Here is a 23,766-nt window from a genome sequence, read left to right as displayed (position 1 = left end):
CTCCTGAACAGGTAAAAAGGCCGCTCCAACTGGATGGCCTTTCTCCTTTTATTTAAGAAAAGCGTAAGGCGCCGTTAAGCCCCGACAGGCATAAGAGACAAGGTAGGCAGTCTAAAATCGCGACTTCCTGTCGCAACGACTAGCATACCTGCATCCTAGCAGGCACGAGGAGGCGTACTTCAGCCCCCACACAGGAGGAGGGATGAAGTTCAATCCCTCCCCAAAAAGACTTCCAAGGAACCTAGCCTAAGTACGCCCCGTCCTGCGGCAATGGCTACGTGACCCACATCCTGTGGGCCTCCGAAGGGCTGGCGCTTGGAGCCTAGACATCATTCCAGGTTGGAAAACTTATACTTTCTTGTTTTTCAACAAAGTCCGAATTACTTCACTTCAACCCAACCATTTTTAATAGCAGTTACAACTGCTTGTGTCCGGTCATTTACAGCCATTTTTTGCAAAATACTTGAAACGTGGTTTTTAACCGTCTTTTCAGAAATGAATAACGTTTCTCCGATTGTCCGGTTACTTTGCCCATCCGTCAACAGTTGCAATACTTCACACTCACGTTTTGTAAGTAAGTGGAATGGTCGGCGGATATCGTTTTGCTGGAATGACCCTTTATGCTCCCGTTCACTCAATCTGCGGAATTCCGTAACAAGGTTATGTGTCACTTTCGGGTGAAGATACGAACCGCCCATCTCAACGACCTTAATCGCTTGAACGATTGCATCTGCATCCATCTCTTTCAGCATATAGCCAAGCGCACCCGTTTTCAGTGCATGCGATACATATGACTCGTCATCATGAATCGACAACATAATGACCTTCGCATCAGGAAACTCTTTGACAAGATTCTCAGTCGCATCAATACCATTCATACGTGGCATGTTAATATCCATAAGAACAACATCCGGTTCGCACTGTCTATAAAGTTCATTTACTTCGCTACCGTCATCACCTTCTGATACAACTTCAAAAGAATCTTCAAAGTCCAGAATTCTCTTTACCCCTTCACGGAATAATTGATGATCATCTACAATTAATATTTTCGTAACAGTCATAGTCATTTCCTCCCCAATATATCTAGCCGTCAATTATTTCATTTCGAAGCGGGATCCGGAAATGAATCATCGTACCATTGCCAGGCGTTGAAGTGATTGTCATATCGCCTTTTAATAAATCGATTCGTTCCCGCATCCCAATTAAACCGAACGACTTATCTTTCACTTCATTCTGGTTGAATCCTTGTCCATTATCCTTAATGATAATATTCATTATATCGCGAAGCCATTCAGTTTTCACCCAAACGTCCTTCGACTTTCCATGTTTCAATGCATTTGATACAGATTCTTGTACAAGTCGAAAGACCGACACTTCAAAATTCGTTTGAAAACGCTGCTCTTGTCCACTATTTTGAAAGTGAATTTCAACATTCTTTTCATATTCTTCGATTGTCGACAAATACTTTCTCAATGTCGGAATCAGGCCAAGATCGTCAAGCGCCATAGGTCGAAGATCATAAATGATACGCCGGACTTCATAAAGTGCATTCCTCACCATCACTTTGAGATCTGCTAGTTCACCCAATGCAGGTTTAGGACCTTTTTCTACAAAGATCTTTTCAATCAATCCAGTACGGATCATCACATTCGCCAACATTTGCGCTGGTCCATCATGAATGTCACGGGAAAGCCTTTTGCGCTCCTCTTCCTGTGCCTGAATAATTCTGATACTGAAATCCTGCTTGTGTCTAGCATTTTCAAGTGCTTCACCAACATTTTTTAAATCAGATGTCAAATAGTTAATAACGGTCGCCACTTGAGTAACAAGCTGATCCGCACGTTCAATTGTATCGAGTAGCGCTACAAGGCGTTTGTCCAAATCATCCCTACGTACACGCAGCTGCTTCTCCTGCATCCGGTTAATGGATAATCGAACATGTAATTCATTCGCAACTTCGTAAGCCTCTCTCACTTGTTCCTCTGAGTAATTCATGAAGTTCTTCGAGACGTCGGCGAGACGTTTGCGTGAATGGCCAGTCATATTCTCCAAATAGTCGCCTTCGGTTATTGCCTGGGAAATATCACTTTTGACCGTTGCAAGCTCTTTTTTCATATCATGAAAGCTTTGACGGCTTTGTTCGCTTATAATAAAGATATCGTTCTTTGAGTGATCCATAGCACGGACCATACTATTAAAGATTGTTTCAAGCGTTTGGATATCAACTATATTTTCATTCAATGTTAAGTTCCCTCCCGCCTACAGCCTGAAAAACCACATATCTACCATAAGTAAGAAATGTTACCGGAATACTGATTTCCTTACGCACTTCATTATAGTATAGCATCATAGTACCAAATGGATATTAAGATTGTATTACAAGTTATGGAGGTGCCGCAAATGCGAGCAGATTATTATACAGTTAAAGATTACGGTGAAAGTGAATTAATCATTCAAAAGTCTAGATTTCTCACCCATGTGTTACGTGCAGAGACGGAAGATGAAGCTCTCGAGTTCATTCAGGAAATCAAGAAAAAGCATCATAATGCTAACCACAACTGTTCGGCCTATATGATTGGCGAGCACGATACTATCCAAAAAGCGAATGATGATGGAGAACCAACAGGTACGGCTGGCGTGCCAATGCTCGAAGTCTTGAAAAAACAAGGGTTAAAAGATACTGTTGTCGTTGTGACGCGCTATTTTGGGGGTATCAAGCTTGGAGGCGGTGGGTTAATCCGTGCGTATGGCCGCGCGACTTCTGAGGGCATTACAGCCACGGGTACTGTCGTAAGAAAACTTCATCATTTAATGAGAGTATCAATTGATTATACATGGCTCGGAAAAGTCGAAAATGAGATAAGACAGTCCGCTTATCCACTAAAAGAAATTTCCTATGCGGACGGCGTCAACTTATTCGTATACGTTCCAGTGACAGAAGAGGATGTTTTCACTGCTTGGATGGCCGAATTAACAAATGGTCAGGCGGAAATTGTGTCGACTTCTAGCGAATTTCTCGAGTTCGACAACTAACTAAAAAAATAGTATAATAGAAAAGGTCATGAGTATTCATGTCACAAAACCTTGTGATCCGTTATGCTATCTCTACCTTTTGACGATATTTGTCAATTATATGATCAGCTATGAAGAACTTCCATAGTCGATTCTGGAGGAACTAAAAAATGAAAAGAAAAGACTATAAAAAAAGAAAAAAATCGTCTGCTAAACGCTTAGCCTTAAAAGTTACGCTTCTTCTTACGTTGTCCCTATTTATTGTTGTTGCGGCATACGCTGCTTCACTTCAGAAAAAAGCAGAAAGTATGGCAGTTAGTGCGTATGAAGCCGTCCCTGACCGACCAAAATCCGAAATTCGCGAAGTAAAAGTCGAGCCCGCAAACGACAATGTTTCAATTCTATTCATCGGTGTCGATGACAGCGAAGCGCGCCATCAAGGAGAGAGCAACAGCCGTTCGGATGCACTTCTACTTGCTACATTGAATCCAGCGAGTAAATCTGTAAAATTGGTCAGTATTCCGCGTGATTCATACGCCTATATCCCAGAAGTCGGATATCGTGATAAAATCACCCATGCCCATGCATTCGGCGGAACACGTGCAACAATCGAAACAGTTGAAGAATTGTTTGAGATTCCTGTCGATTACTATGTGAGGATGAATTTCAATGCATTCATTGATGTCGTTGATGCAATTGACGGAATCGACGTAGAGGTTCCATATAATAGAACTGAAAAAGACGAAAATGATAAATATACGATTCATCTGAAAAAAGGTCTGCAACATCTTGACGGCAAACATGCCCTTGCGCTTGCGCGAACACGTAAACTCGATACCGACGTCGAACGCGGAAAACGTCAGCAAATGATCTTACAGGCAATCATGAAAGAAGCCGCTTCAGTAAAATCAATAACGAAGTACGGTGATGTTATTGAGGCAGTTGGCGAGAACATGAAAACTGACATGACGTTTGACGAAATGAAATCGTTCTTGGAATATGTAAAAGGCGGTATGCCACAAGTCGATACACTAAGTTTGAAGGGTTACGACGACATGTCTACAGGAATTTATTACTGGAAACTTGATGAAACCTATTTAGCTGAAGTGAAGAACATATTGCAAGCACATCTCGGTCTCATCCCCGACTCATCTAGTCTGACTGACAGTGGTTCGATCCTAACTGGTTCAACAGAAGAAGCTTTAGAAGATAGTTTTAATGAATGATACCAAAAGAACCAAGCTGAAAGTTAGCTGGTTCTTTTTTTCTTTCCACACATAATTCTATAAAAAATGGCCATGCTACCTTAATGAAAAGGTGCATGGCCATTTTTTCTTATTGTCTAGTGTACAAACAGCTGTGTTACTTACCAATCATCCGTACAAGATTTAACAACGGTCGATAGTTTGTACCGGCAAGACCGATTACTTCAACGAACAGTTCAATCGCGATAAGCATGACTACAATAAGCAGAATTGCTCCCCATACTGTCGCTTGCGAGAACAATACAGCTGCAACTCCAAACAGAATTGCAAGCGCATAAATGACCAAGACTGTCTGCCTATGTGAAAAACCGCTACGAAGTAAGCAATGGTGTAAATGTGATTTATCCGGTGCCATAATAGGCTGTTTCGTGCGTATACGGCGAACAATTGCGAAGAACGTGTCAGAAATTGGAATACCCAATATAATAACTGGGATAATCAGTGAAACGACAGCAACGTTCTTGAATCCTAATAATGCAAGGACCGAAATCATAAAGCCCAGGAACAAGGATCCGGTGTCTCCCATAAAGATTTTTGCCGGATGGAAATTGTAAAACAAGAAGCCAAGCGAGCTTGCCGCAAGAATCGAAGCTGTTGCAACTACGAATACATTCCCCATTATCATCGCCATAACAGCAATTGTAATGAGTGCAATCGTTGAAACACCTGCTGCAAGTCCATCCAATCCATCTATAAGATTTATAGCATTTGTAATGCCGATGATCCAAATAATTGTAATTGGAATACTTAAGTAACCAAAATCAAATTCCCCAATAAACGGTAAATTAATAACTTCAATTTGTAAACCGCCCCATACGACAACGACAATAGCCGCAGCCAATTGACCAGCAAGTTTTGCTTTCGCGGTAATTTCAAGCATATCATCGAGAAAGCCCATAACGATGATGATAACAGCACCGATAAGTATACCAACAGCGTGTTCATCTTTCGGTAGTAATACCGCATAGCCAATTAAAAAAGCACCAAATATCGCAAGACCGCCGATTCGCGGCATAACAGACGCATGGACTTTCCGGTAATTCGGCCGATCGACCGCTCCTATCCGGAATGCCAACTTAATGACGAGTGGAGTAAGTAAGATGGAAGCTAGTAGTGCAGCAGCCATTGCAAGGAATAACATGTCCTTCCTCCCTATAGTAAATCGCTAATTTATCATACCAACAGTATCATAGCATATTTAAACAAGTAAAGCACTTTACTAGAAAACTCTATTCTATTTTTTCTTGCTGCCAAGGTCATTTAAATTTACTGTGCTAATAAGTTAAAATAAAGAAACTAATGAATTCACTCCAGCTCACAGGGATGCCCCCCACCCTAAGCCAAGCAGCTTCGACGTCAGTCTTATGGCTTCGGGTACTCCTGTAAGGCACTTTCGCTTAGATTGTACACCGTATTCGATACTTCAACTTCGTCCCACCTTTGTTGCGACTGATTATCACGACTTACACTACCTTTCCTTACATTACAAACTTAACACGTCTAAACAGGTGCTTGCGCTTCTGGTTATCTTATCTTCCCCTTCTCTTCCCCTAGATATCCCACACCTTCTGCTTCCTTATATATGTAGTTTTCAGCTCAAGGTAGTCATTTTCCATTCTTTTTGGTAAAATGGGGACGGGTCCTTTAAAGGGATCGGAAAAAAGGAGCGTTCATCCAATGCTATCAATATTCAAACGTTCAAATCAGACGAACGAAAGACAACTTCGAAAGTACCGGAAGATTGTCCAACAAATAAATAAATTAGAAGCTACATACGAACCAATGTCAGACGAACAACTAACAAGTATGACTACTATCTTCAAGGAGAGAATTCAATCTGGAGAAAAGATCCAATCTATTATTCCAGACGCATTTGCTGTTGTTCGTGAAGCATCTAAGCGAATCCTTGGCATGCGTCATTTCGATGTTCAACTTATCGGCGGACTCGTTCTAACAGAAGGTAACATCGCTGAAATGCCTACAGGCGAAGGTAAAACGCTAGTCGCTTCCCTTCCTTCATATGTGCGCGCACTTGAAGGAAAAGGAGTCCACGTTATTACCGTGAATGACTATCTTGCGAAGCGTGACTATGAACAAATTGGTCAAATCCATCGTTTTCTTGGCCTTACAGTTGGGTTGAATGTCCCAATGATGCAAGGTCCAGCAAAACACGCTGCTTACAATGCTGATATTACGTACGGAGTGGGAACTGAATTCGGTTTCGACTATTTGCGTGATAACATGGCGCAGCAAGTGTCACAAAAAGTTCAACGTCCCTACCATTTTGCAATTATCGATGAAGTTGACAGTATTCTTGTTGATGAAGCAAAAACACCATTAATCGTTGCTGGTAAAATGCAAGCGGATGCGGATCTTCATCACATTGCTGCACGTCTCGCAAAACGTTTCAAAAAAGGAATCGATTTCGACTTTGATGATGAAACAAAAGCGACTTCCCTTACCGATACCGGAATCGGGAAAGTGGAAAAAGCATTTGGCATCGACAATTTATATGAATTGGAGCACCAAACGCTTTATCATTATATGATTCAATCATTACGTGCACATGTCATCTTCGAACGTGACGTTGACTACATCGTAAAAGAAGAGAAAATTGAACTTGTTGATATGTTCACGGGTCGAATCATGGAAGGACGAACACTTTCCGATGGCTTACACCAGGCAATTGAAGCAAAAGAAGGACTACCAATTACTGAAGAAAATAAAGCACAAGCACAAATTACAATCCAAAACTACTTCCGTATGTATAAAGAACTGTGCGGAATGACTGGTACGGCTAAAACACAGGAGAAAGAATTCCGCGAAGTGTACGGTATGGACGTTGTTCAAATTCCAACGAATCGTCCGCGTGCACGTATCGATTCACCTGACCAAGTATATAAAACAATTGACCAGAAATATAAGGCGATGGCGAAAGAAGTTGCTAAGCGTCATGAAAAAGGACAACCCGTCCTTGTCGGCACAACATCCATTTTACAATCTGAAAAAGTAGTAGCGTATTTAGATGAATACAAACTTACTTACAACTTATTGAATGCTAAGAGTGTCGAACAGGAAGTAGACCTTATCTCCCTTGCAGGACAACTCGGTCAAATCACAGTCGCGACAAACATGGCTGGACGTGGAACTGATATCGTGCTCGGTGAAAAGGTTGAAGAAATTGGTGGTCTTTTTGTACTTGGAACAGAAAAGCACGAAAGCCGTCGTATTGACAACCAGCTACGGGGACGTTCTGGAAGACAAGGTGACCATGGTGAGAGTCACTTCTTCCTTTCTCTCGAAGATGATATGTTCAAGCGTTTTGCTAAAGAAGAGCTTGAGAAGTTCCTCAAAAAAGTAACAACAAATGAAGACGGTCTTGTGCAGAATTCCGAAGTAGATGAACTGACAGAACGGACACAGCGTATCGTAGAAGGCGCCCACTATTCAATGCGCGAATACAACTTAAAACTCGACGACGTCATTAACGATCAGCGTGAAGTCATCTATGGACTTCGTAATAACGTCCTAGACCGCGAAGGCATCCTTGAACAATTAAAATCGATGCTTTCTGAGACAGTAGAATTTGTTGTTTTCGATAGTTGCCCAGATGAAGAGACTTCAAGCAATTGGGATTTCGAACGAATTGAACATACAATGAACAGCCTGTTGCTAGAACCTGTCGTAATTCCGCGGACGCTTGATAAGACGTCTGACATTCTAAAACTATATGATGCTCCACTTACTGAGTTGCTCGACTTCATCGAATCATTCTCAGACGATGAACAGATCAATCAGATGATTCCACAAGTAATGCTGTCTCATATTGATACGATGTGGGTCAAGCACTTGGAAGTTATGACACGCTTAAAAGAAGGTATCGGACTCCGTTCATATGGACAAGAGGACCCAATGCGGATTTATCAGCGTGAAGGACTCGAATTATTCGGGCGTCATTATCAAAAATTACGCCGTAACATCGCATCTGAAGTTATTAGCTTTATGAAAGTTATTACACAACAACAGGGGGTACAACAATGAAGCTTTTCTCATTTTTCAAGAAAACCGAAAAGACAGGATCAGATAGCACAATCGGTTCCGAAGAGATTATTGATGGTCTAAACGCATCGACAAATACAGATGAGGTCGAGACTACGCTATCCCTACACCCAGAATGGAATGTACCACAGGAGCAAGAGTACGTTTTCCGCTTCCATTCGAATGAGCTAGAACCACTTAAACCGAACCAAATCTCCCTTTCAGGCATTGACATCGACGTTGAACCTGCTAATGGTAGCTGGCTCGTTAAAGCGTTTTTCCGTTCTTCACTAGACCAACAGATTTCAGTTGGATCAGTCGAACTGATGCTTCTTGATGAGGAAGGTAAAACACTCGCTTCCGATGAATTCGATTTGAAAGAGCTCGGCGATATTCCGGCACGAAGCGCAAGACCTTGGGTATTCGTCTTCACAAAAGACAATATCTTTACAGAACAGCCACCAACAGAAAACTGGAAACTCGCATTTAACGTTCAATCGATGGTGCCTCACAAACTAGAGTTGGAGCAAACATGGGAAGACGGTTTAACGGCAGAACAAAAGGATGGACTTACAAAAGTTGTCGAAGGTCTTCCGAAATTGAAACCGCGTGAAGTAAATATTAGCGGATTCCAAGTAAAACAACAGGATGACGGCGGTATCGCAGCATCTGTATTTATCCGTAATGGTCACTCGAAACAAATCAATATCGAAAAGCTTCCACTAGAACTGATTGATGCATCTGGCGATCTAGTAGCTAGCGGTTCATTCGCCCTTGATCCACTTTCAGTAAAAGCAAACACTTCAAAACCATGGACGTTCATCTATCCAAAAGAAATGATTCAAAAAGATGAGCCAGACTTATCTCGCTGGACAGTTCGCGTACCACAACAAAACGCGTAAACAAAAGCGCAAGCGCCTGTCCAGCCCCGAAAAGCGCTGGAGGGCTTACTGATAAAGGCGTCCTTTTGCCTTTATCAGCAAGACTGAAGCGACTCGAGGGGCTAGGCGCTGGAGTCTAGACGTAAACAAAAGCAGAAGCGCCTGTTTAGCACCGAAAAGCGCTGGAGGGCTTGAAGATAAAGGCGGCACATTCAAATCAGTTACATTCTGATTCGGATGTGCCGCCCTTTTTATTGCTATGTTGAACAAAGGAATGCCTATATTTATCAGACCGCGACTGTTAATTAACCATTTATTTGCATAAAATACCGGCGGGAGGGGCTTGGTAACCTCCACTTTCACTGGACTATTTTCGGCCCGCTTTCGGCTAACTATTCATGACAGATTTACTGAGAGGTCCTAGTTGGCTAGAAGTGACTCCGTCACTTCTAGCCAAACTTTTTTCAGTAATCCTGTTGTGAATAGTTGCCTGTCGCGTTCCTACACTATTCAAGTGAAAAATGCAGTTGTTTTGGAAGAAATGAATAGATGATATTCTATGGAGAGTGTAAGCGCCCGAAGATGAAATTTCGGGCACTCTAGCACATTGTAAAATGCGTTCCTTGCTTACTTTTAGTAAAGAATATGTATCTAATTCATGTGACGTCTTATAGAAAGTGACAGTTCTTTACTAAAAAAGAAAAAACCATATAGAAAGCATCAGCCTCCAAAATTGCATCTTTGGAGGCTTTTCTCCTGGTAAAAAGCCAGCTATTCTTTCGTCTCCAAAAGCTTCATCACTTTGTGTACGTATACTTTTGAGCGCGACGGATGAAGGACCACCATACGATTACCGAAAAAATGTGTAGGGATGCGACTTTGTCGCATCCCTACACATCCAAACATCTCGGTAATCGTAATAGAAGTCATTCAGTCCAAAGCGATCCAAAAGCACGACTATACAAGTAGCAGCCAAGGGGTGATCAAGTTAGTAACTGGAAAATTTTAATTAATCAACAGACGTGATGTTGAACATATATAGTGAAAAACAGCACCAAGTTCCCTAGTAAGGGTACTCAGTGCTGTCTGTTTTGTTTTAATTGGCTGAAGCAACTGCATTCACACCTGAGATGCGTTTTGCACCTACGTATCGTTCCCCCCAATAATAAGGGTCATTCAACTTATCAACGCGTACACCTTTTGATGTCGATGCGTGCGCAAATTTACCATCACCTATGTATATGCCAACATGTGAAACTCGGTTGCCTGCTGTATTGAAGAATACGAGGTCTCCCGTTTCTAAATTCGCTTTACTAACAGAAGTTCCTGATGCATGCATACTAGCCGCAGTACGCGACACTTGGACATTATGTTGCTTGAATACATATGATACGTACCCCGAACAATCAAACCCACTCGTCGTGTTACCACCGTAACTGTACTTGACGCCAATTAGGCTTGTTGCCGTTTTTGAAATTGCAGCAGGTTTTGACGAAGCTTCGGCTTGTCCAACGAAAGGTGCGACGAGTAGTAGAAATGACATAGCTATAATTGTAATGGACTTTTTGAATGTGAATGTAAGTTTCATCTGTTCCCCCAAAGGATTAATTTATCTGAAATAATGATCTGTTACAACCTTAACACGCTTCAAACGCCTCCTACATTACAATTGTGTAACAAGTCTATTACACTGCTTGTATTAAAGTAGACTTTCGAAACATTATTGTCTTTTTATGGGGTTTATAGTTTTTTAAAACGGGAATTTAGTAAAGTAGCATCTAATTTAATGGGAGGCGTTTGAAGTGAAACACGAAGATGACATTTCAGATAATACGCAAGAGTCTTTTCTTGAAGCACAAGAAAAAGCCCATGGTTGGTTAGGTAACGAAAAAACCGATAAGAAATATTCCGCAAAAAATTATATTCGTAATCCATATCTCGATCACGCAGCAGGTGATTATGAACCCCTGAAAGAAGATAGCCGTTTTCATAATTCAGAGGACCCACACCGAACGACTGGGAAATTCAACAAAGAGCGTGGTTTCTCTCAAAAAAAACGTGATGCACTAATTGCCAAAAATGGGCAGCTTGGTGATATGCAAACTATGTTCAGTACATTGAATCATGATCGACACTAATCCCCTTCTTTCTATAATAACAAAAAGGTGAGTGCTACTAATCGTAGTCACTCACCTTTTTGTTTAGCTTATTAAATTTCTAAATCCGTAATGACGATGACATCTTTGTGATCAACTAATTTTGTAATCGGCCACTCAGTCGTTACATTACCTTCAAGCAACTTCTCGATAGCTGCTCGTTTCTTTTCACCAAATGCTAGTAAAACAAGTTTTTTCGCACCTAATATCGAACTAATTCCCATCGATAAAGCTGTTTCAGGGATTTTTTCATCATTTTCGAAGTACTGGCTATTCACGCCCAATGTCGATTCCGTCAATTGCGCTACATGTGTAACGGAATCGAAAGGAAGTCCAGGTTCGTTGAATGCGATATGGCCATTCTCTCCTACTCCAAGTAGCTGGATGTCGAGTGGGTACTCTTCTAAAAGATCTTCATAAGCGGCACATTCTTCAACCAAATCTTCAGCCATTCCATCTGGAATATTTGTTTTTCTAAATTCTTTCTTATCAAACAGATGCTCACTCATAAAATAAGCGTAGCTGTTCGGGCTTGATTCAGGTATTCCGATATACTCATCCAAATTAAAAGTGACAATATTGGAGAAATCAAGATTTGACGAAACCCATTTATCGTAAACAGGAATCATTGTACTTCCTGTTGCCAGCCCAAGTACGTTTAGACGTCCACTTTCAATTTCGTTTTTAATGATTTCGTAAACTTGTTCTGCGCCTTGTTCAGGGCTTTCAACTTTTATAAGTTTTAGATTTTTCATATAGATCAACCAACTTCCATTAAGATTTTGCTCTCGCTTTATTGTAATTTCCCTAAACAGTCTGGTCAACTTTAATCGAACTTAACATACCATCTTCTTTTCTCACATGCATCTCTAGACCTTTATTATAGGTAATTGACGGAAATATGAAGAATGCGTGAACAACTTGTGAAACTCTCCCTTATATCCTTAGGCATAGGGTTTTCCCTAATTCCCATATTAAACCTTAAGACTATGATAAAGGTATGACAGCGAATCCACTTCGCCGGAAATAGGAGGTGTAATAATGGGGAAAAGAAATTCAATGAAACATCAACCCAATACGCATGAATCTACACATAGTTTGAAAGGTACTTTCATAGCCGTCATGCTGTTGGGTGCCGTCATTCTAGTATCTTGGTTCGGGTTTTATGCACTATTTTTATCTAGATAATAATTATATCAGGAGGGTTACTTATGCATTTGCACAAATATGAAAAGATATGGCTTGTTTTCGGAATGGCTTCACTCGTCCTATTCCTACTAATTATCGGCTTCGCTGCTTTCTGGAAAGGGACGCATCCGCAGAGCCATATTGAAACAATCGATCCACAAAATGTTGAAGCACATGACGCATTCAAGCCTGAAAATCTTGGCATTCGTGAAGTAGCTGACGGCAAATATATCGTCAACATCGTTGCTTCTGCGTTCAACTATGATTTCGGTAAAGACACGGAAGGTACTGCTATTAAAACGATTCGCGTGCCAAAAGGTTCCACCGTTCTTTATCAAATCACAACAAAAGATGTTGTCCATGGCTTCCAAGTAGCTGGAACAAACGTCAACATGATGGTTGAACCTGGCCACATAAGCCGTTACGAGACTGTCATGAAAAATGCAGGCGAATTCACGATTGTCTGCAACGAATACTGCGGCATCGGTCACCACCAGATGTACGGAACAGTGGAGGTGTATGAATAATGACTAAGGTTCAATTACCGCTTTCTAAAAAAGAATCCAGATTATATATGGCATTCATGTGGGTTACTTATATCTCGCTTTTTGTCGGAGGTCTGATGGGTTTATTGCAGACTTTTGTCCGCTCTGGGAATTTCAAATTACCGTTTAATATTGATTATTATACAATCCTGACTGTTCACGGTGTCATTCTTGGACTCGTCTTAACAACCTTTTTCATTATCGGTTTCCAGTTTTCACTTATGGGGAAAACGGTTGGGATTTCGGATAAACAGTTGAAAGTCGCATGGCTGTCCTTCTGGGTAATGCTGATCGGAACCATCATGGCTGCAATTACGATTCTTGTAGGCGAAGCTTCAGTATTATACACATTCTATGCACCACTACGAGCTCACCCGGCATTTTATTTCGGTTTAGCACTCGTTATTATCGGTAGCTGGATTGCTGCCTTCGTTAACTTCCGTCAGCTTTACGTATGGAAGAAAGCACATAAAGGTGAAAAATCACCATTACCTGCATTTATGGTTATTATCAATATGCTTATGTGGTTCATCGCTACAATCGGCGTAGCAACATCTGTCCTAGTGCTGTTCATCCCTTGGTCACTTGGCTATGCTGAAACAATCAATGTTTTACTAAGCCGTACGTTATTTTGGTATTTCGGACATCCACTCGTTTATTTCTGGTTACTTCCAGCTTATATGGCGTGGTATATTGTTATTCCAAAGATCATCGGCGGAAAATTATTCAGTGATGCACTTGCTAGAATGGCTTTCATTCTATTACTAATGTTCTCGATTCCGGTCGGGTTCCATCACCAGTTGACAGAACCGGGTATTGACCCTACTTGGAAATTCATTCAAGTTGTGCTGACATTCATGGTTGTTATTCCGTCATTAATGACAGCATTCTCGATTTTCGCTTCATTTGAAACAACAGGCCGACGAAAAGGCTATAAGAGCTTATTTGGTTGGTTCAAAAAGCTTCCATGGAAAGATGTACGTTTCCTAGCACCATTCATCGGTATGGCTGCATTCATTCCGGGTGGCGTGGGCGGTATCGTTAACGCATCTCACCAAATGAATGCGCTCGTCCATAATACAATTTGGATTACAGGTCACTTCCATTTAACTGCTGCAACAACAGTCGTTCTAACATTTTTCGGGATTACGTATTGGCTTGTACCGCATTTAACGGGTCGACGACTGACTCCGAGATTGAATAGACTCGGGATTATTCAAACGTTTATTTGGACAATTGGTATGACAATTATGTCAGGTGCTATGCATATTCAAGGATTACTTGGCGGACCGCGTCGTTCAAGCTTCTCCGAATATGCAGGCGGTGAACAAGTCGCTACGTGGATCAATTACCAGATTGCACAAGCTGTTGGAGGAACGATTTTGTTCATCGGCATTCTCTTAATGGTCTATATTTTCATCCAACTGACATTCTTCGCACCACGCGGCGTTCAAGAATATCCGATTGCCGTAGAGGAAGACGATGCAGAGCCTACACCTAAAATTCTTGAAAACTGGTATCTATGGGTCGGGATTACAATTGCACTGATTCTGTTCGCTTACACAATTCCAGTCATTGATATACTGAAACACTCACCACCAGGTTCGCCGCCATTTGATTGGCTGATTGGTAGATAATTGAATTATGAAGCAGCTCTGATTTCCGGGTATTGTCCGTGAAATCTGGGCTGTTTTCATTTTGTTGGAATTGATGGTTGGAGGGGGTTGGTTGGACAATTCCCTATTTGTTGGACACTTTAGCGGATTGGTTGGACACTCCCAGTAAAACCATCGTAGCAATCCATAATCTACTCTTCTCCATATAAAAAGCCTCTTACCTGGTTTATTTCCCCAGGTAAGAGGCCTTTATCAATTATAAGTTATTCGCAACTCGTTCAACCGCAGCTGCTACATTGAGATGGACGTTTGGATCAAGTGGATGTGGGACAAGATCGCCCGGTTTCGTGCTGTCGACAATTGCAAGTGCAGCTGCGATTAGCATCGGATAAGTAATTTCCTTCGCATGTGCATTTAGGGCACCGCGGAAAATACCTGGGAAGCCTAAGATATTATTAACGAGACGGCCATCTGCCGCAAATGCCGCGCCCGCTGCAAGTGCGTCTTCCGGTGTAATTTCAGCGTTTGGATTGGACAAAGCCAAGATAATTTGCCCTTTTCGTACCATTTCTGGTTTGATAAGTCCTGCAACGCCCGTTGTGGCTACGATAATGTCACATGTCGCCATCAGTTCTTCAAGCGAATCAATGACTGTGCCGCCATGATCAGCAAGCCTCTGACGTGCGACTTCATTACGGTCAATACCACGCATTTCCTTCACACCATACTTCATAAGCATACGGCTAATTGCTAGACCAGCTGCACCAAGACCAATTTGCCCCACAACCGCTTCCGTTAGCAAAACATCTGTCTGTTGACAAGCTGAAATTACAGATGCCAACGTGACAACTGCTGTACCATGCTGATCATCGTGCATAACTGGAATCGACAACTCCGCTTTCAACCGCTCTTCAATTTCGAAACAGTGTGGAGATCCGATATCCTCCAACAATATTCCGCCAAACCCTTGCTGAATATGTTTAATTGTTTCTACAACTTCATCTGGATCACTCGTGTTAAGCAAGATAGGAATACCACTTATCCCAGCGAATTGATCAAATAACACAGCTTTTCCTTCCATTACAGGCATTCCCGCGACAGGTCCGATATTTCCAAGACCCAGAATCGCTGTGCCATCTGTCACAATTGCGACCGTGTTTGAGATTCCCGTGAAGTATTTCGCCTGTTCCGGATCATTCTTGATAAGTTCACAGACGTTCGCAACGCCTGGTGTATAGACACGTCGCAAATCACCTAAAGAACGAATTTCCATACGGCCTTTCATATGAATCTTGCCGCCTTCATGTGCTTGCAATACATCATCCGTTATAGCGTGAACACTAATTCCGTCGCCGATTTGATTAACCGCTTCAACAATTTGCAACAAGTGCTCTTCACTTGTACATTGAATTGAAATATCACGAATCGTAGATAATGTACCTACTTTTATAGTTTGGATATCACCAATATCTCCATTTAATTGTCCGATAGCTAACGCAACTTTCGCGAAGTTGCCCGGCACTGATGGTGTTTCGATAATTAGATTACGCATAAATTGCACTTGTTCCATTGTATTACCCCCTGATTATACTTGCCAATCCTCATTTTACACGTATAGGACCAGGTCGTAAACATTTTATGACTTCGGTTATAATTAATCGCGAATTCACATATTTCACGCATAATTAAAGGAGTGTATCCCATAAAATAACAGTTCCTTACGAGTCTTTACGTTCTTCGATTGCAAATCGGCTCACAGACGTTTCTAACGCTTCAGAAAGACTCGATAACTCATCTGCGGCCTCTCTCATTGCTTCAACTTGGAACGATGTCTGTTCGGCAGATGCAGTCGTTTCCTGAACACCTGCGGCAGATTCTTCGGCAATTGACGCAACTTCAGTCACACCTTCCGTCAATTTACCACCTATCTCCTCCAGGTGATCTAGATCTGCCGACATCACGTTCGTCAGTGTATTCATTTCAGTAACAAGTTTTGAGATTTCCTCAAAAACAACGCCTGTATCAAGTACTTTCTGCTTTCCATCAGCAACACTTTGGTAGCCGCTTTCAAGTGCTTTTACTGCACTAGACGACCCTATTTGAACCGTGTCAACAATTGTCGTAATTTCACTTACAGAATTCGCAACTTGTTCAGCAAGCTTCTTCACTTCATCCGCCACGACTGCAAAACCCTTCCCGTGCTCGCCTGCCCGCGCGGCTTCAATTGCCGCATTAAGCGCAAGTAGATTCGTTTGTGCTGCGATTTCACTAATGACAGTGACAAGTGACGAGATTTCCTTCGTCTGATTATCTAACTGTTTAATGGTTTCAACTGACTTATTAACTACTCCGTAAATTTCATTCATTTGTTCAACGGAACTTTCCATCATTTCATTTCCGCTTACTGTCCGCTGTAAAATAGCTCTTGAGGATTCGACAACTTGTCCTCCTGCTTCGTTGGCATGTTGGACATCTTCAAAAAAGGTTCCGACCATTTCAGCCATATTCGAGGCTGTATTCGCCTGCGCTTCTGATCCCGCTGCAAGTTGTTCCATCGTTGCCGCGATTTGGCTCGTTGAGTCACTTACGATTCCCGATGTTTCGGATAATTCCGTACTTCTACTATTCACTTGACGGGAAATCGTCAGGCTATCAGCCAAAATACGTTGCATTTCATCCCTCATTTTATTGATAGAATGAATTTGTTGTCCAACTTCGTCTTTCAGTTTCGTCTCAAGGGGAGGATCGTTTAAAATCCCTTCTGCCATCCGTTCCATCCTCTGTGAAACCGCAACGACTGGTCTAGAAATGCTTCGTGCTACGTAAAAACTAATAAGGATGGCAAGAAAAATAACGACAATTGCTATGGTAAAGTTTGTTACTTGTGTTTTTTTTCCTTTTTCCACATTTTTCATTCCATCAGCTACTATTTTGTCTTGTCTCGACACAGCAAGCGCATTGAACTCATTCACTATTTCATCGGCAAGCGGCTCTGCAATTTCACGATCTAGGCGTTCCGCTTCAACCTGTCTCCCAGCTTTGACTGCCGGAAACACTTGGTCTGTCAAAACTTTGCGCCACTCGATACTGCTAGCTATCAACCGCTTCACATTCTCGGATTCTGATATCTGTTCGAGCTCTTCTTGGAGTACCGCACTTTCTTCCGTTAAATGATTAAATTCTTCGATATACTTATTATCTCCGTACAAGATATACCCCCGCGACAAAGCCACACGCTCTGCTATGTTGAAAGCAAGCCTTGAATCAGTAATGAGCATCGGCAACTGTTTGTTCGTAATATCTTCCGAATTCTTAACAAGATTCTTAATTCCCGTGGCACCATTTAGCCCTAAGATAGTTGCAAGTATTACGACCACTCCGAAACCTGCCCATATTTTTGCACGTATTGTTTTCATTTCCCAATCCCCCTATTTTTTTGTTTCTATATCACAAATAAATTTACATAAAACGGTAAAAAGTGCACTATTTGTCGAAAAAGAAACTATTATCATAATTATAGCATGTTTTATGTAGAATTCTAGATAAATAGAACTACTTTCATTCGAATTACTATTTGAATCATTCTCTACCCATCGAACTATTGAATTTGTTAGACAATTCCTCTTCTTTTCGGCTATAATGAAAGGTGGTGAGTTTTTCACATAATTCTTTCAAGGAGTTGCAGTTTACTTGTCTATACAGAAAAATTTCGTGATTGGGCTTATGCTCTTTGCTTTGTTCCTCGGTGCTGGTAATATTATTTTCCCACCGCTTCTTGGGCAAATGGCAGGGGATGAACTTTTCATCGCGATGATTGGATTCCTAATCACAGGAGTCGGGTTGCCTCTTATTGCAGTTCTAGCAATTGCAAATGCTGGAGGCGGATTAGAAACCATTGCGAGTCGCGTCAATCCTTATTTCGGAGTTATTTTCACGATGATTGTCTATATGGCAATTGGTCCATTTTTCGGCATTCCACGAACAGCTACTGTCTCATATGAAATTGGGGTCGTCCCATTTTTGCCTGATAGCATTTCTGGCTCAAACTGGCCACTTGCGTTGTTTACGATCGTCTTCTTTACTATTACGGTCGCTCTCGCTCTAAATCCTGCGAAACTTGTCGATCGCATAGGGAAAGTGTTGACTCCTGTCTTATTTTTAGTTATTGGGGCCCTTGCTGTGAAGAGTATTGTGTCACCTATGGGAGAAACTGGACAAGCACAAGGTGATTTTGCAAACAATGCCTTTTTCCGTAGCTTTGTTGAAGGGTATTTAACGATGGATGTCATTGCGGCACTTGTATTCGGCATCGTCGTTATTAATGCGCTTAAAGCAGAAGGCGTGACAGAAAGAAGTGCTGTCATGAAAGCAATGGTTTTCGCTGGTGTTGTCGCAGCTACTGGATTAGCGCTCGTTTACATTTCACTTGGGTATATTGGAGCGACAAGCGTCGATGTTATCGGGATACAAGACAACGGAGGTGCGGTTCTCGCACTCGCATCTACCGTCTTATACGGACCATACGGAACGATGATCCTGGCAATGACAATTATTTTTGCTTGTCTGACAACATCGATTGGTCTCGTTTCAGCATGTGCACAGTATTTCGAACATGTATTTCCGCGTAATTCATACAAGACATATGTCTTCATTTTCGCGGGATTCAGTGCAATTATTGCAAACGTTGGATTGACACAACTTATTTCTATTTCAATACCGGTTTTGCTCACAATCTATCCACTCGCAATTGTTCTGATGCTTATGTCATTCATCGACAAATCGTTTGGTAGAAAGCCAATTGTCTATATCCTGGCGCTACTGGCAACTGCTTTTGTTAGTATCTTTGACGGCTTAAAAGGAGCCGGAATCGACATTAAGCCTGTCAATGATGTACTTGCCCATCTCCCACTCTATGAACAGCAGATTGGTTGGCTTGTACCAGCGATTGTCGGAGCACTTATTGGTGTGATTCTAAGCCCGTTGTTTAAGAAACGGATTTAGTTCTCAGAAAGTTCATGCTTTTACCTCCTATTTCAGCTATACTGAATGAACATTCAGTATTATGGAGGGTTTTCCAATGACGATGAATTTTGAAGACATGACAATGACAACTATTTGGCTTAAAATTGACGAGAAATTGAACGGGGAACCAGGTCCAATTAAAGGAATGACTGTGACCTATTCATTCAATTTATCTGGTGAAGATGGCGGTTTATATGGCTTATCGTTAGCAGATGGCAAAGCCGTGACAATCACCGGAGATCCCGGTGAAGTTGATTGTGCGTTAACTATGAGTGTAAAAGATTTCAAGAAACTACTTGCTGGCAACTTGAATTCGACCGCTGCCTTTATGATGGGTAAACTCAAAGTTAAAGGAAATATGGGTCTTGCGTTAAAATTAGAAGGTTTATTAAAACAGTATTCGTTTTAATAGAAGAAAGCGGCTCTCATTAAATGTGGGAGTCGTTTTTTGATTCCCCATAATTAATTGAAATGAACACGTTTGAAGCCAACTATGAGTAATACTTCCCACTTCAGATAAAGGGAGCCCATTGTCGAATTAGGTATATTGATGTAAAATGAAAGAAAATTCGAAAGAAGGTGCAACTTTTATATGAAAAAATCGAAAAGCATTGCGTGGAAACTTTCAGCACTTATTATTACGCTCTTTTTAGTATTATTTATCTCATATACAGTCGTTACAAGTACCATTTTGCATAATCAAAGTACCAACGACGCGGAGAGTTCTGCAATTGATAACACTGAACTATATGCTGCTAAAATGAGCGACCGATTTAAGAAAACGAATGACATGCTCCACACAACGAAACACATATTTGAAACACTGCAGGCACAAGGTAATTTAACTGCGGACGAAGCCATAACTGTCATAGAGAATAATTTAAAGAACAACACTGATGCTTCTGGAATGGCTGCTATATTTGAAAGCGGATCTATTCCTATTGAAGAGTCTGTTAGTAAAGATTTAATAGATCCAGAGAAGCGTTTTATTCCTTATTTGTATAAGGATGGAGACAAGATTACTATGGAGGCTCTTAGCGAATATGAAACAGAAGGCGAAGGAGATTGGTACTTAATACCGAAAAAAGAAAAGCGAGCTGTCTTGACAGAACCGTACGAGTACAGTGCAGGTGGTGAAATCGTCTTAATGACCACCATTTCCGTACCGCTAATTACAAGTTCAGGTTCCTTTTTCGGTGTTCTTACAACAGATATTTCCATCGATTTTTTAAATGAACTCGTGAATACAATCAAGCCGGATGGTGGATATGCTAGCATTATTACCGATGGAGGTTATTTAACTGCCAACAGTATTAGCGAAGAGTTGAACGGGGTAAATGTGCAAGACTCTTATGATTGGAGCACAATTAAGAACACGCTTGGAAAAGGAGAAGTATCGACTTTATATGCTGATTCAAAGCAACTAAATGAAAAGGCCTTTAACTCGTTCGCCCCGATGCTGTTAGACAATATTAAAGATACATGGTCTGTACAGACGGTTGTTCCAAAGTCAAAAATACTAGAAACATATAACACAATCTTACTTCTAACAATCATTTCTGCAATTGTCATGGTTGTTTTAATGTCCGCAGCTACCTTGTGGTTCATTTTCAAACAATTAAAACCACTTGCTTATTTACGCGCTTCAATCGAAACAGCAGCAGCCGGTGACTTGACGAGAAGTATAGACGAAAAACATATCCACCCCGATGAAATTGGTGCTGTAGCTATGGCTTATAACAATATGCTTCGTAAAACAAATGACGCCATTCATACAGTTTGGGATTCTTCCACTCAATTAAACAAGTCTTCCAATCACGTCCACCACGTTTTCGAGGAGATTGTTGCATCTAGTCAAGAAGTATCTCTAGCAACCGATGAAATTGCACATGGGGCCTCTAAGCAGTCGGAAGATACGGAAGAAACGAGTCACCGAATTTTAGATTTGTCAGATCAAATGGACTCACTCGCTATTCTATCAAATGACATGAACGTATTATCAAAACAAACAGGTCAATCAACTATACAAGGAATGACAGAAGTAAAAAAACTGCGTGAACATAATGAAGCTACGAACGACATGAATGAAAAGGTACAGCAACAAATTGAAACACTGACCACTAAAATAGCGGAAATAAATCAAGTTATTGCATCGATTCACGGCATCACTGCACAAACGAATTTGCTTGCACTCAATGCTAGTATTGAAGCTGCACGTGCTGGTGAGCATGGAAAAGGCTTCGCTGTCGTAGCGGAGGAAGTACGAAAACTTGCCGAGCAGTCTCGCTTAGAAACAGATGTTATTCAACAAACGGTTCAAGAAATATTACTAGAGTCACAGCAGACTGTTTCTATTATTACAGCGAATATTCAATTGATGGAAGGCCAAAACGAATCTGTATCAAGTACAGAATCTTCCTTTACCCGCAATGCGGAACTTGCTGAACAGATGGGTGGTTCAATAGACGAGTTAGCCACTAAACTCGCCGATATGATGGAACATAAAGACCAAGCGATGTTGGCAATTCAGAGTGTCTCCGCTATTTCGGAAGAAACTGCTGCTTCAGCTGAACAAGTCAGCGCCTCAGCCGCCGCGCAACAGGGTGAGCTTGAACGCGTCGCAGAATCGACCAATCATATGAATAAAATTGCTCAAGAACTGCAAGAAGTCGTCGATCGATTTAAATTATCATAATCAAGGACCTAAATAAGATTTGCCTGCCCAGTCAAGATTGTTTCTGGGCAGGCTTTTTAGATGGGTGTCATTAACGTGATTCCCAGCTATATAGTCGGCACTTAACAAATAGATTTTTTCCAACACCGCTTTGTCGCTAGATTTGTTCGTTATACTGGCGAGTTATACCACCTAGTTAACCCCAAATAAGTAGTGTCAAATATATACTGTGTATGTTGAAATAATGAATACCCACTGAATTCGCTACGGCGCTCGGGGATACCTCCGGTTAACCCTGTAAGGCGCCTTCGCTCAGTTTATATATAGCGTTAAATCTATCTATCGATTTATCGTTGTAGGCATACTACTTACCTTCGAATCTTTTTCCATCATCCATTTCAACGTTGCCTTTATTCCCTCTTGATATGGCGTTGTAGGCACCGGACCAATTTCAGTTTCATATTTCTTACCACTTAATATAACGGGTGTTTCTGTTAAATACATCATTTCCACCATTTCTTTCATGAACGGCTGAAACATTCCTAGGAAACGAATCATCGTTTTTGATACTGTCCTAATCGATTTTTGGTATCCCGTTTCTTCACGTATCATCTTAATCACTTCTCCGCCCGTTATCGGATATACTGCCGGGATATTCCAATTTTGATTGTAAGCATCATCTCGCAGTGCGAGCTCCACCATTGCCTTCGCGCCATCGAACGTGTATAGATATTCCCTCGCTACCTGAACGCCGCCAACGAAATTCGCCGACTTATTTCGAACAACATTCTTAAGTGTTTCGTAAAGCATCGTATTTTCTGCATAAGGTCCATAAAAATCTGGAAAATGAACAATTAAAGAAGGGACATTACTGTCTTTCAATTTATCTTCCATCGCTAGACGAATCTCCCCCTTTTTCGTATGTGGCTCTTTCTGTGCATCTTCCGAAATTTTTTCTTTATGTTGCGCCCCGTATGCATAAATATTATCCACTAGCGCAATTTTTGCTTGCTGCGCTTCCGCTATACGAATCAAAATATCCATACATATAAGATGTGTGACATTCCAAACCGGGTAAGGAAAATTTATGGCGTGAAAAATGACATCCACTCCTTGAGCCGCCTGAGATACTTCACCTTCTGTTAATACATCCCCAGCATAGATCGTTACCTTTGACTCCTTCTCAAAAAGTGCTTTCATCTTTTCTTTTCCTCTAGCAAAAGCGACAACATCGACTCCTCGAGAAACCAATTCCCTCACCAATGCGTACCCCATTCCCCCTGATGCCCCTAACACTAATGCCTTCTTCATACACATTCCCTCCCCCTCTATTAACCACTGGTCAATAATTATTAAAAAAAGTGTCATG

General features: G+C 41.4%; 19 protein-coding genes. 11 read left to right on the top strand and 8 right to left on the bottom strand.

All coding sequences use genetic code 11. The features are described 5' to 3' along the window. Positions 1–380: 380 nt before the first annotated feature. Entirely contained in the window at positions 381–1,061 is a 681-nt protein-coding gene (locus MKZ26_RS19230) for a response regulator transcription factor (protein WP_340740578.1), read from the bottom strand. A 22-nt stretch (positions 1,062–1,083) separates the two neighbouring features. Continuing rightward, positions 1,084–2,241: a sensor histidine kinase gene (locus tag MKZ26_RS19225; RefSeq protein ID WP_340740579.1), complete on the bottom strand. Its 1,158-nt coding sequence runs from the start codon at positions 2,239–2,241 to the stop codon at positions 1,084–1,086. Between the two features lie 159 nt (positions 2,242–2,400). On the opposite strand from MKZ26_RS19225, the gene MKZ26_RS19220 reads away from it, so the two are divergent. Together MKZ26_RS19220 and MKZ26_RS19215 are read left to right on the top strand one after the other, a co-directional pair. Next, the gene (locus MKZ26_RS19220) at positions 2,401–3,033 is read left to right on the top strand and encodes a YigZ family protein (protein ID WP_340767215.1); all 633 of its coding nucleotides are present in this window, start codon (positions 2,401–2,403) and stop codon (positions 3,031–3,033) included. Positions 3,034–3,182: 149 nt separating this feature from the next. Continuing rightward, entirely contained in the window at positions 3,183–4,238 is a 1,056-nt protein-coding gene (locus MKZ26_RS19215; RefSeq protein WP_340767214.1) for an LCP family protein, read from the top strand. A gap of 136 nt (positions 4,239–4,374) precedes the next feature. Here the strand turns inward: MKZ26_RS19215 and MKZ26_RS19210 are convergent, their stop codons facing one another. Continuing rightward, positions 4,375–5,418, bottom strand: a complete 1,044-nt coding sequence (locus MKZ26_RS19210) for a glycosyltransferase family 4 protein (protein WP_067212122.1) — start codon at positions 5,416–5,418, stop codon at positions 4,375–4,377. 536 nt (positions 5,419–5,954) lie between these two features. On the opposite strand from MKZ26_RS19210, the gene secA2 reads away from it, so the two are divergent. Both secA2 and MKZ26_RS19200 read left to right on the top strand, forming a co-directional pair. After that, positions 5,955–8,318 (top strand): accessory Sec system translocase SecA2, encoded by a 2,364-nt coding sequence (gene secA2 / locus MKZ26_RS19205; RefSeq protein ID WP_340767213.1) that lies wholly within the window; start codon positions 5,955–5,957, stop codon positions 8,316–8,318. Continuing rightward, positions 8,315–9,217, top strand: a complete 903-nt coding sequence (locus MKZ26_RS19200; RefSeq protein WP_340767212.1) for an accessory Sec system S-layer assembly protein — start codon at positions 8,315–8,317, stop codon at positions 9,215–9,217. Before secA2 ends, MKZ26_RS19200 begins: the two co-directional genes overlap by 4 nt. Positions 9,218–10,292: 1,075 nt before the next feature. On the opposite strand, the gene MKZ26_RS19195 is transcribed toward MKZ26_RS19200, so the two are convergent. Further along, positions 10,293–10,784 carry a C40 family peptidase gene (locus tag MKZ26_RS19195; RefSeq protein ID WP_338655458.1) on the bottom strand — a complete coding sequence of 164 codons (492 nt, stop codon included), beginning with the start codon at positions 10,782–10,784 and terminating at the stop codon, positions 10,293–10,295. A 214-nt stretch (positions 10,785–10,998) separates the two neighbouring features. On the opposite strand from MKZ26_RS19195, the gene MKZ26_RS19190 reads away from it, so the two are divergent. Beyond that, positions 10,999–11,334: a hypothetical protein gene (locus MKZ26_RS19190; RefSeq protein ID WP_340767211.1), complete on the top strand. Its 336-nt coding sequence runs from the start codon at positions 10,999–11,001 to the stop codon at positions 11,332–11,334. 71 nt (positions 11,335–11,405) lie between these two features. Here the strand turns inward: MKZ26_RS19190 and MKZ26_RS19185 are convergent, their stop codons facing one another. Then, entirely contained in the window at positions 11,406–12,107 is a 702-nt protein-coding gene (locus MKZ26_RS19185) for a glucosamine-6-phosphate deaminase (protein WP_340767210.1), read from the bottom strand. Positions 12,108–12,393: 286 nt separating this feature from the next. On the opposite strand from MKZ26_RS19185, the gene MKZ26_RS19180 reads away from it, so the two are divergent. The 3 genes from MKZ26_RS19180 to MKZ26_RS19170 are packed head-to-tail and all read left to right on the top strand — an operon-like array spanning position 12,394 to position 14,722. Continuing rightward, positions 12,394–12,540 (top strand): cytochrome c oxidase subunit 2A, encoded by a 147-nt coding sequence (locus MKZ26_RS19180; protein ID WP_082786682.1) that lies wholly within the window; start codon positions 12,394–12,396, stop codon positions 12,538–12,540. Positions 12,541–12,563: 23 nt separating this feature from the next. Next, on the top strand, positions 12,564–13,067 hold the full coding sequence (locus tag MKZ26_RS19175) for a cytochrome c oxidase subunit II (protein WP_067212141.1): 504 nt from the start codon (positions 12,564–12,566) through the stop codon (positions 13,065–13,067). After that, a complete protein-coding gene (locus tag MKZ26_RS19170) occupies positions 13,067–14,722 on the top strand; it encodes a b(o/a)3-type cytochrome-c oxidase subunit 1 (RefSeq protein ID WP_340767209.1) in 1,656 nt (551 codons plus the stop codon). Before MKZ26_RS19175 ends, MKZ26_RS19170 begins: the two co-directional genes overlap by 1 nt. A 235-nt stretch (positions 14,723–14,957) precedes the next feature. Here the strand turns inward: MKZ26_RS19170 and MKZ26_RS19165 are convergent, their stop codons facing one another. Together MKZ26_RS19165 and MKZ26_RS19160 are read right to left on the bottom strand one after the other, a co-directional pair. Continuing rightward, on the bottom strand, positions 14,958–16,271 hold the full coding sequence (locus MKZ26_RS19165) for an NAD-dependent malic enzyme (protein ID WP_067212146.1): 1,314 nt from the start codon (positions 16,269–16,271) through the stop codon (positions 14,958–14,960). 148 nt (positions 16,272–16,419) lie between these two features. Then, positions 16,420–18,117, bottom strand: a complete 1,698-nt coding sequence (locus MKZ26_RS19160) for a methyl-accepting chemotaxis protein (protein ID WP_340767208.1) — start codon at positions 18,115–18,117, stop codon at positions 16,420–16,422. A 274-nt stretch (positions 18,118–18,391) separates the two neighbouring features. On the opposite strand from MKZ26_RS19160, the gene brnQ reads away from it, so the two are divergent. From brnQ to MKZ26_RS19145, 3 genes are all read left to right on the top strand, one after another. Then, positions 18,392–19,702: a branched-chain amino acid transport system II carrier protein gene (gene brnQ, locus MKZ26_RS19155; protein WP_340767207.1), complete on the top strand. Its 1,311-nt coding sequence runs from the start codon at positions 18,392–18,394 to the stop codon at positions 19,700–19,702. 76 nt (positions 19,703–19,778) lie between these two features. After that, complete coding sequence (locus MKZ26_RS19150) at positions 19,779–20,132, top strand: SCP2 sterol-binding domain-containing protein (RefSeq protein ID WP_340767206.1); 354 nt, start codon at positions 19,779–19,781, stop codon at positions 20,130–20,132. A 183-nt stretch (positions 20,133–20,315) separates the two neighbouring features. Continuing rightward, a complete protein-coding gene (locus MKZ26_RS19145; protein ID WP_340767205.1) occupies positions 20,316–22,418 on the top strand; it encodes a methyl-accepting chemotaxis protein in 2,103 nt (700 codons plus the stop codon). A 318-nt stretch (positions 22,419–22,736) separates the two neighbouring features. Here MKZ26_RS19145 and MKZ26_RS19140 read toward each other — a convergent pair whose 3' ends face one another. Further along, complete coding sequence (locus MKZ26_RS19140; protein ID WP_340767204.1) at positions 22,737–23,708, bottom strand: SDR family NAD(P)-dependent oxidoreductase; 972 nt, start codon at positions 23,706–23,708, stop codon at positions 22,737–22,739. Positions 23,709–23,766: the final 58 nt, after the last annotated feature.

It is taken from the genome of Sporosarcina sp. FSL K6-6792, from assembly GCF_038004885.1.
Lineage (GTDB): Bacteria > Bacillota > Bacilli > Bacillales_A > Planococcaceae > Sporosarcina > Sporosarcina psychrophila.
The sequence above is the reverse complement of the archived record's forward strand: the minus strand, read 5'-3'. Positions and strand labels throughout refer to the sequence as shown.

Excerpts from the sequence above, each read along its gene's own strand:
- MKZ26_RS19230 (WP_340740578.1), bottom strand. The coding sequence starts at position 1,061 with ATGACTGTTACGAAAATATTAATTGTAGATGATCATCAATTATTCCGT.
- MKZ26_RS19220 (WP_340767215.1), top strand. The coding sequence starts at position 2,401 with ATGCGAGCAGATTATTATACAGTTAAAGATTACGGTGAAAGTGAATTA.
- MKZ26_RS19215 (WP_340767214.1), top strand. The coding sequence starts at position 3,183 with ATGAAAAGAAAAGACTATAAAAAAAGAAAAAAATCGTCTGCTAAACGC.
- MKZ26_RS19210 (WP_067212122.1), bottom strand. The coding sequence starts at position 5,418 with ATGTTATTCCTTGCAATGGCTGCTGCACTACTAGCTTCCATCTTACTT.
- secA2 (WP_340767213.1), top strand. The coding sequence starts at position 5,955 with ATGCTATCAATATTCAAACGTTCAAATCAGACGAACGAAAGACAACTT.
- MKZ26_RS19200 (WP_340767212.1), top strand. The coding sequence starts at position 8,315 with ATGAAGCTTTTCTCATTTTTCAAGAAAACCGAAAAGACAGGATCAGAT.
- MKZ26_RS19195 (WP_338655458.1), bottom strand. The coding sequence starts at position 10,784 with ATGAAACTTACATTCACATTCAAAAAGTCCATTACAATTATAGCTATG.
- MKZ26_RS19185 (WP_340767210.1), bottom strand. The coding sequence starts at position 12,107 with ATGAAAAATCTAAAACTTATAAAAGTTGAAAGCCCTGAACAAGGCGCA.
- MKZ26_RS19180 (WP_082786682.1), top strand. The coding sequence starts at position 12,394 with ATGGGGAAAAGAAATTCAATGAAACATCAACCCAATACGCATGAATCT.
- MKZ26_RS19175 (WP_067212141.1), top strand. The coding sequence starts at position 12,564 with ATGCATTTGCACAAATATGAAAAGATATGGCTTGTTTTCGGAATGGCT.
- MKZ26_RS19170 (WP_340767209.1), top strand. The coding sequence starts at position 13,067 with ATGACTAAGGTTCAATTACCGCTTTCTAAAAAAGAATCCAGATTATAT.
- MKZ26_RS19165 (WP_067212146.1), bottom strand. The coding sequence starts at position 16,271 with ATGGAACAAGTGCAATTTATGCGTAATCTAATTATCGAAACACCATCA.
- MKZ26_RS19160 (WP_340767208.1), bottom strand. The coding sequence starts at position 18,117 with ATGAAAACAATACGTGCAAAAATATGGGCAGGTTTCGGAGTGGTCGTA.
- MKZ26_RS19150 (WP_340767206.1), top strand. The coding sequence starts at position 19,779 with ATGACGATGAATTTTGAAGACATGACAATGACAACTATTTGGCTTAAA.
- MKZ26_RS19145 (WP_340767205.1), top strand. The coding sequence starts at position 20,316 with ATGAAAAAATCGAAAAGCATTGCGTGGAAACTTTCAGCACTTATTATT.
- MKZ26_RS19140 (WP_340767204.1), bottom strand. The coding sequence starts at position 23,708 with ATGAAGAAGGCATTAGTGTTAGGGGCATCAGGGGGAATGGGGTACGCA.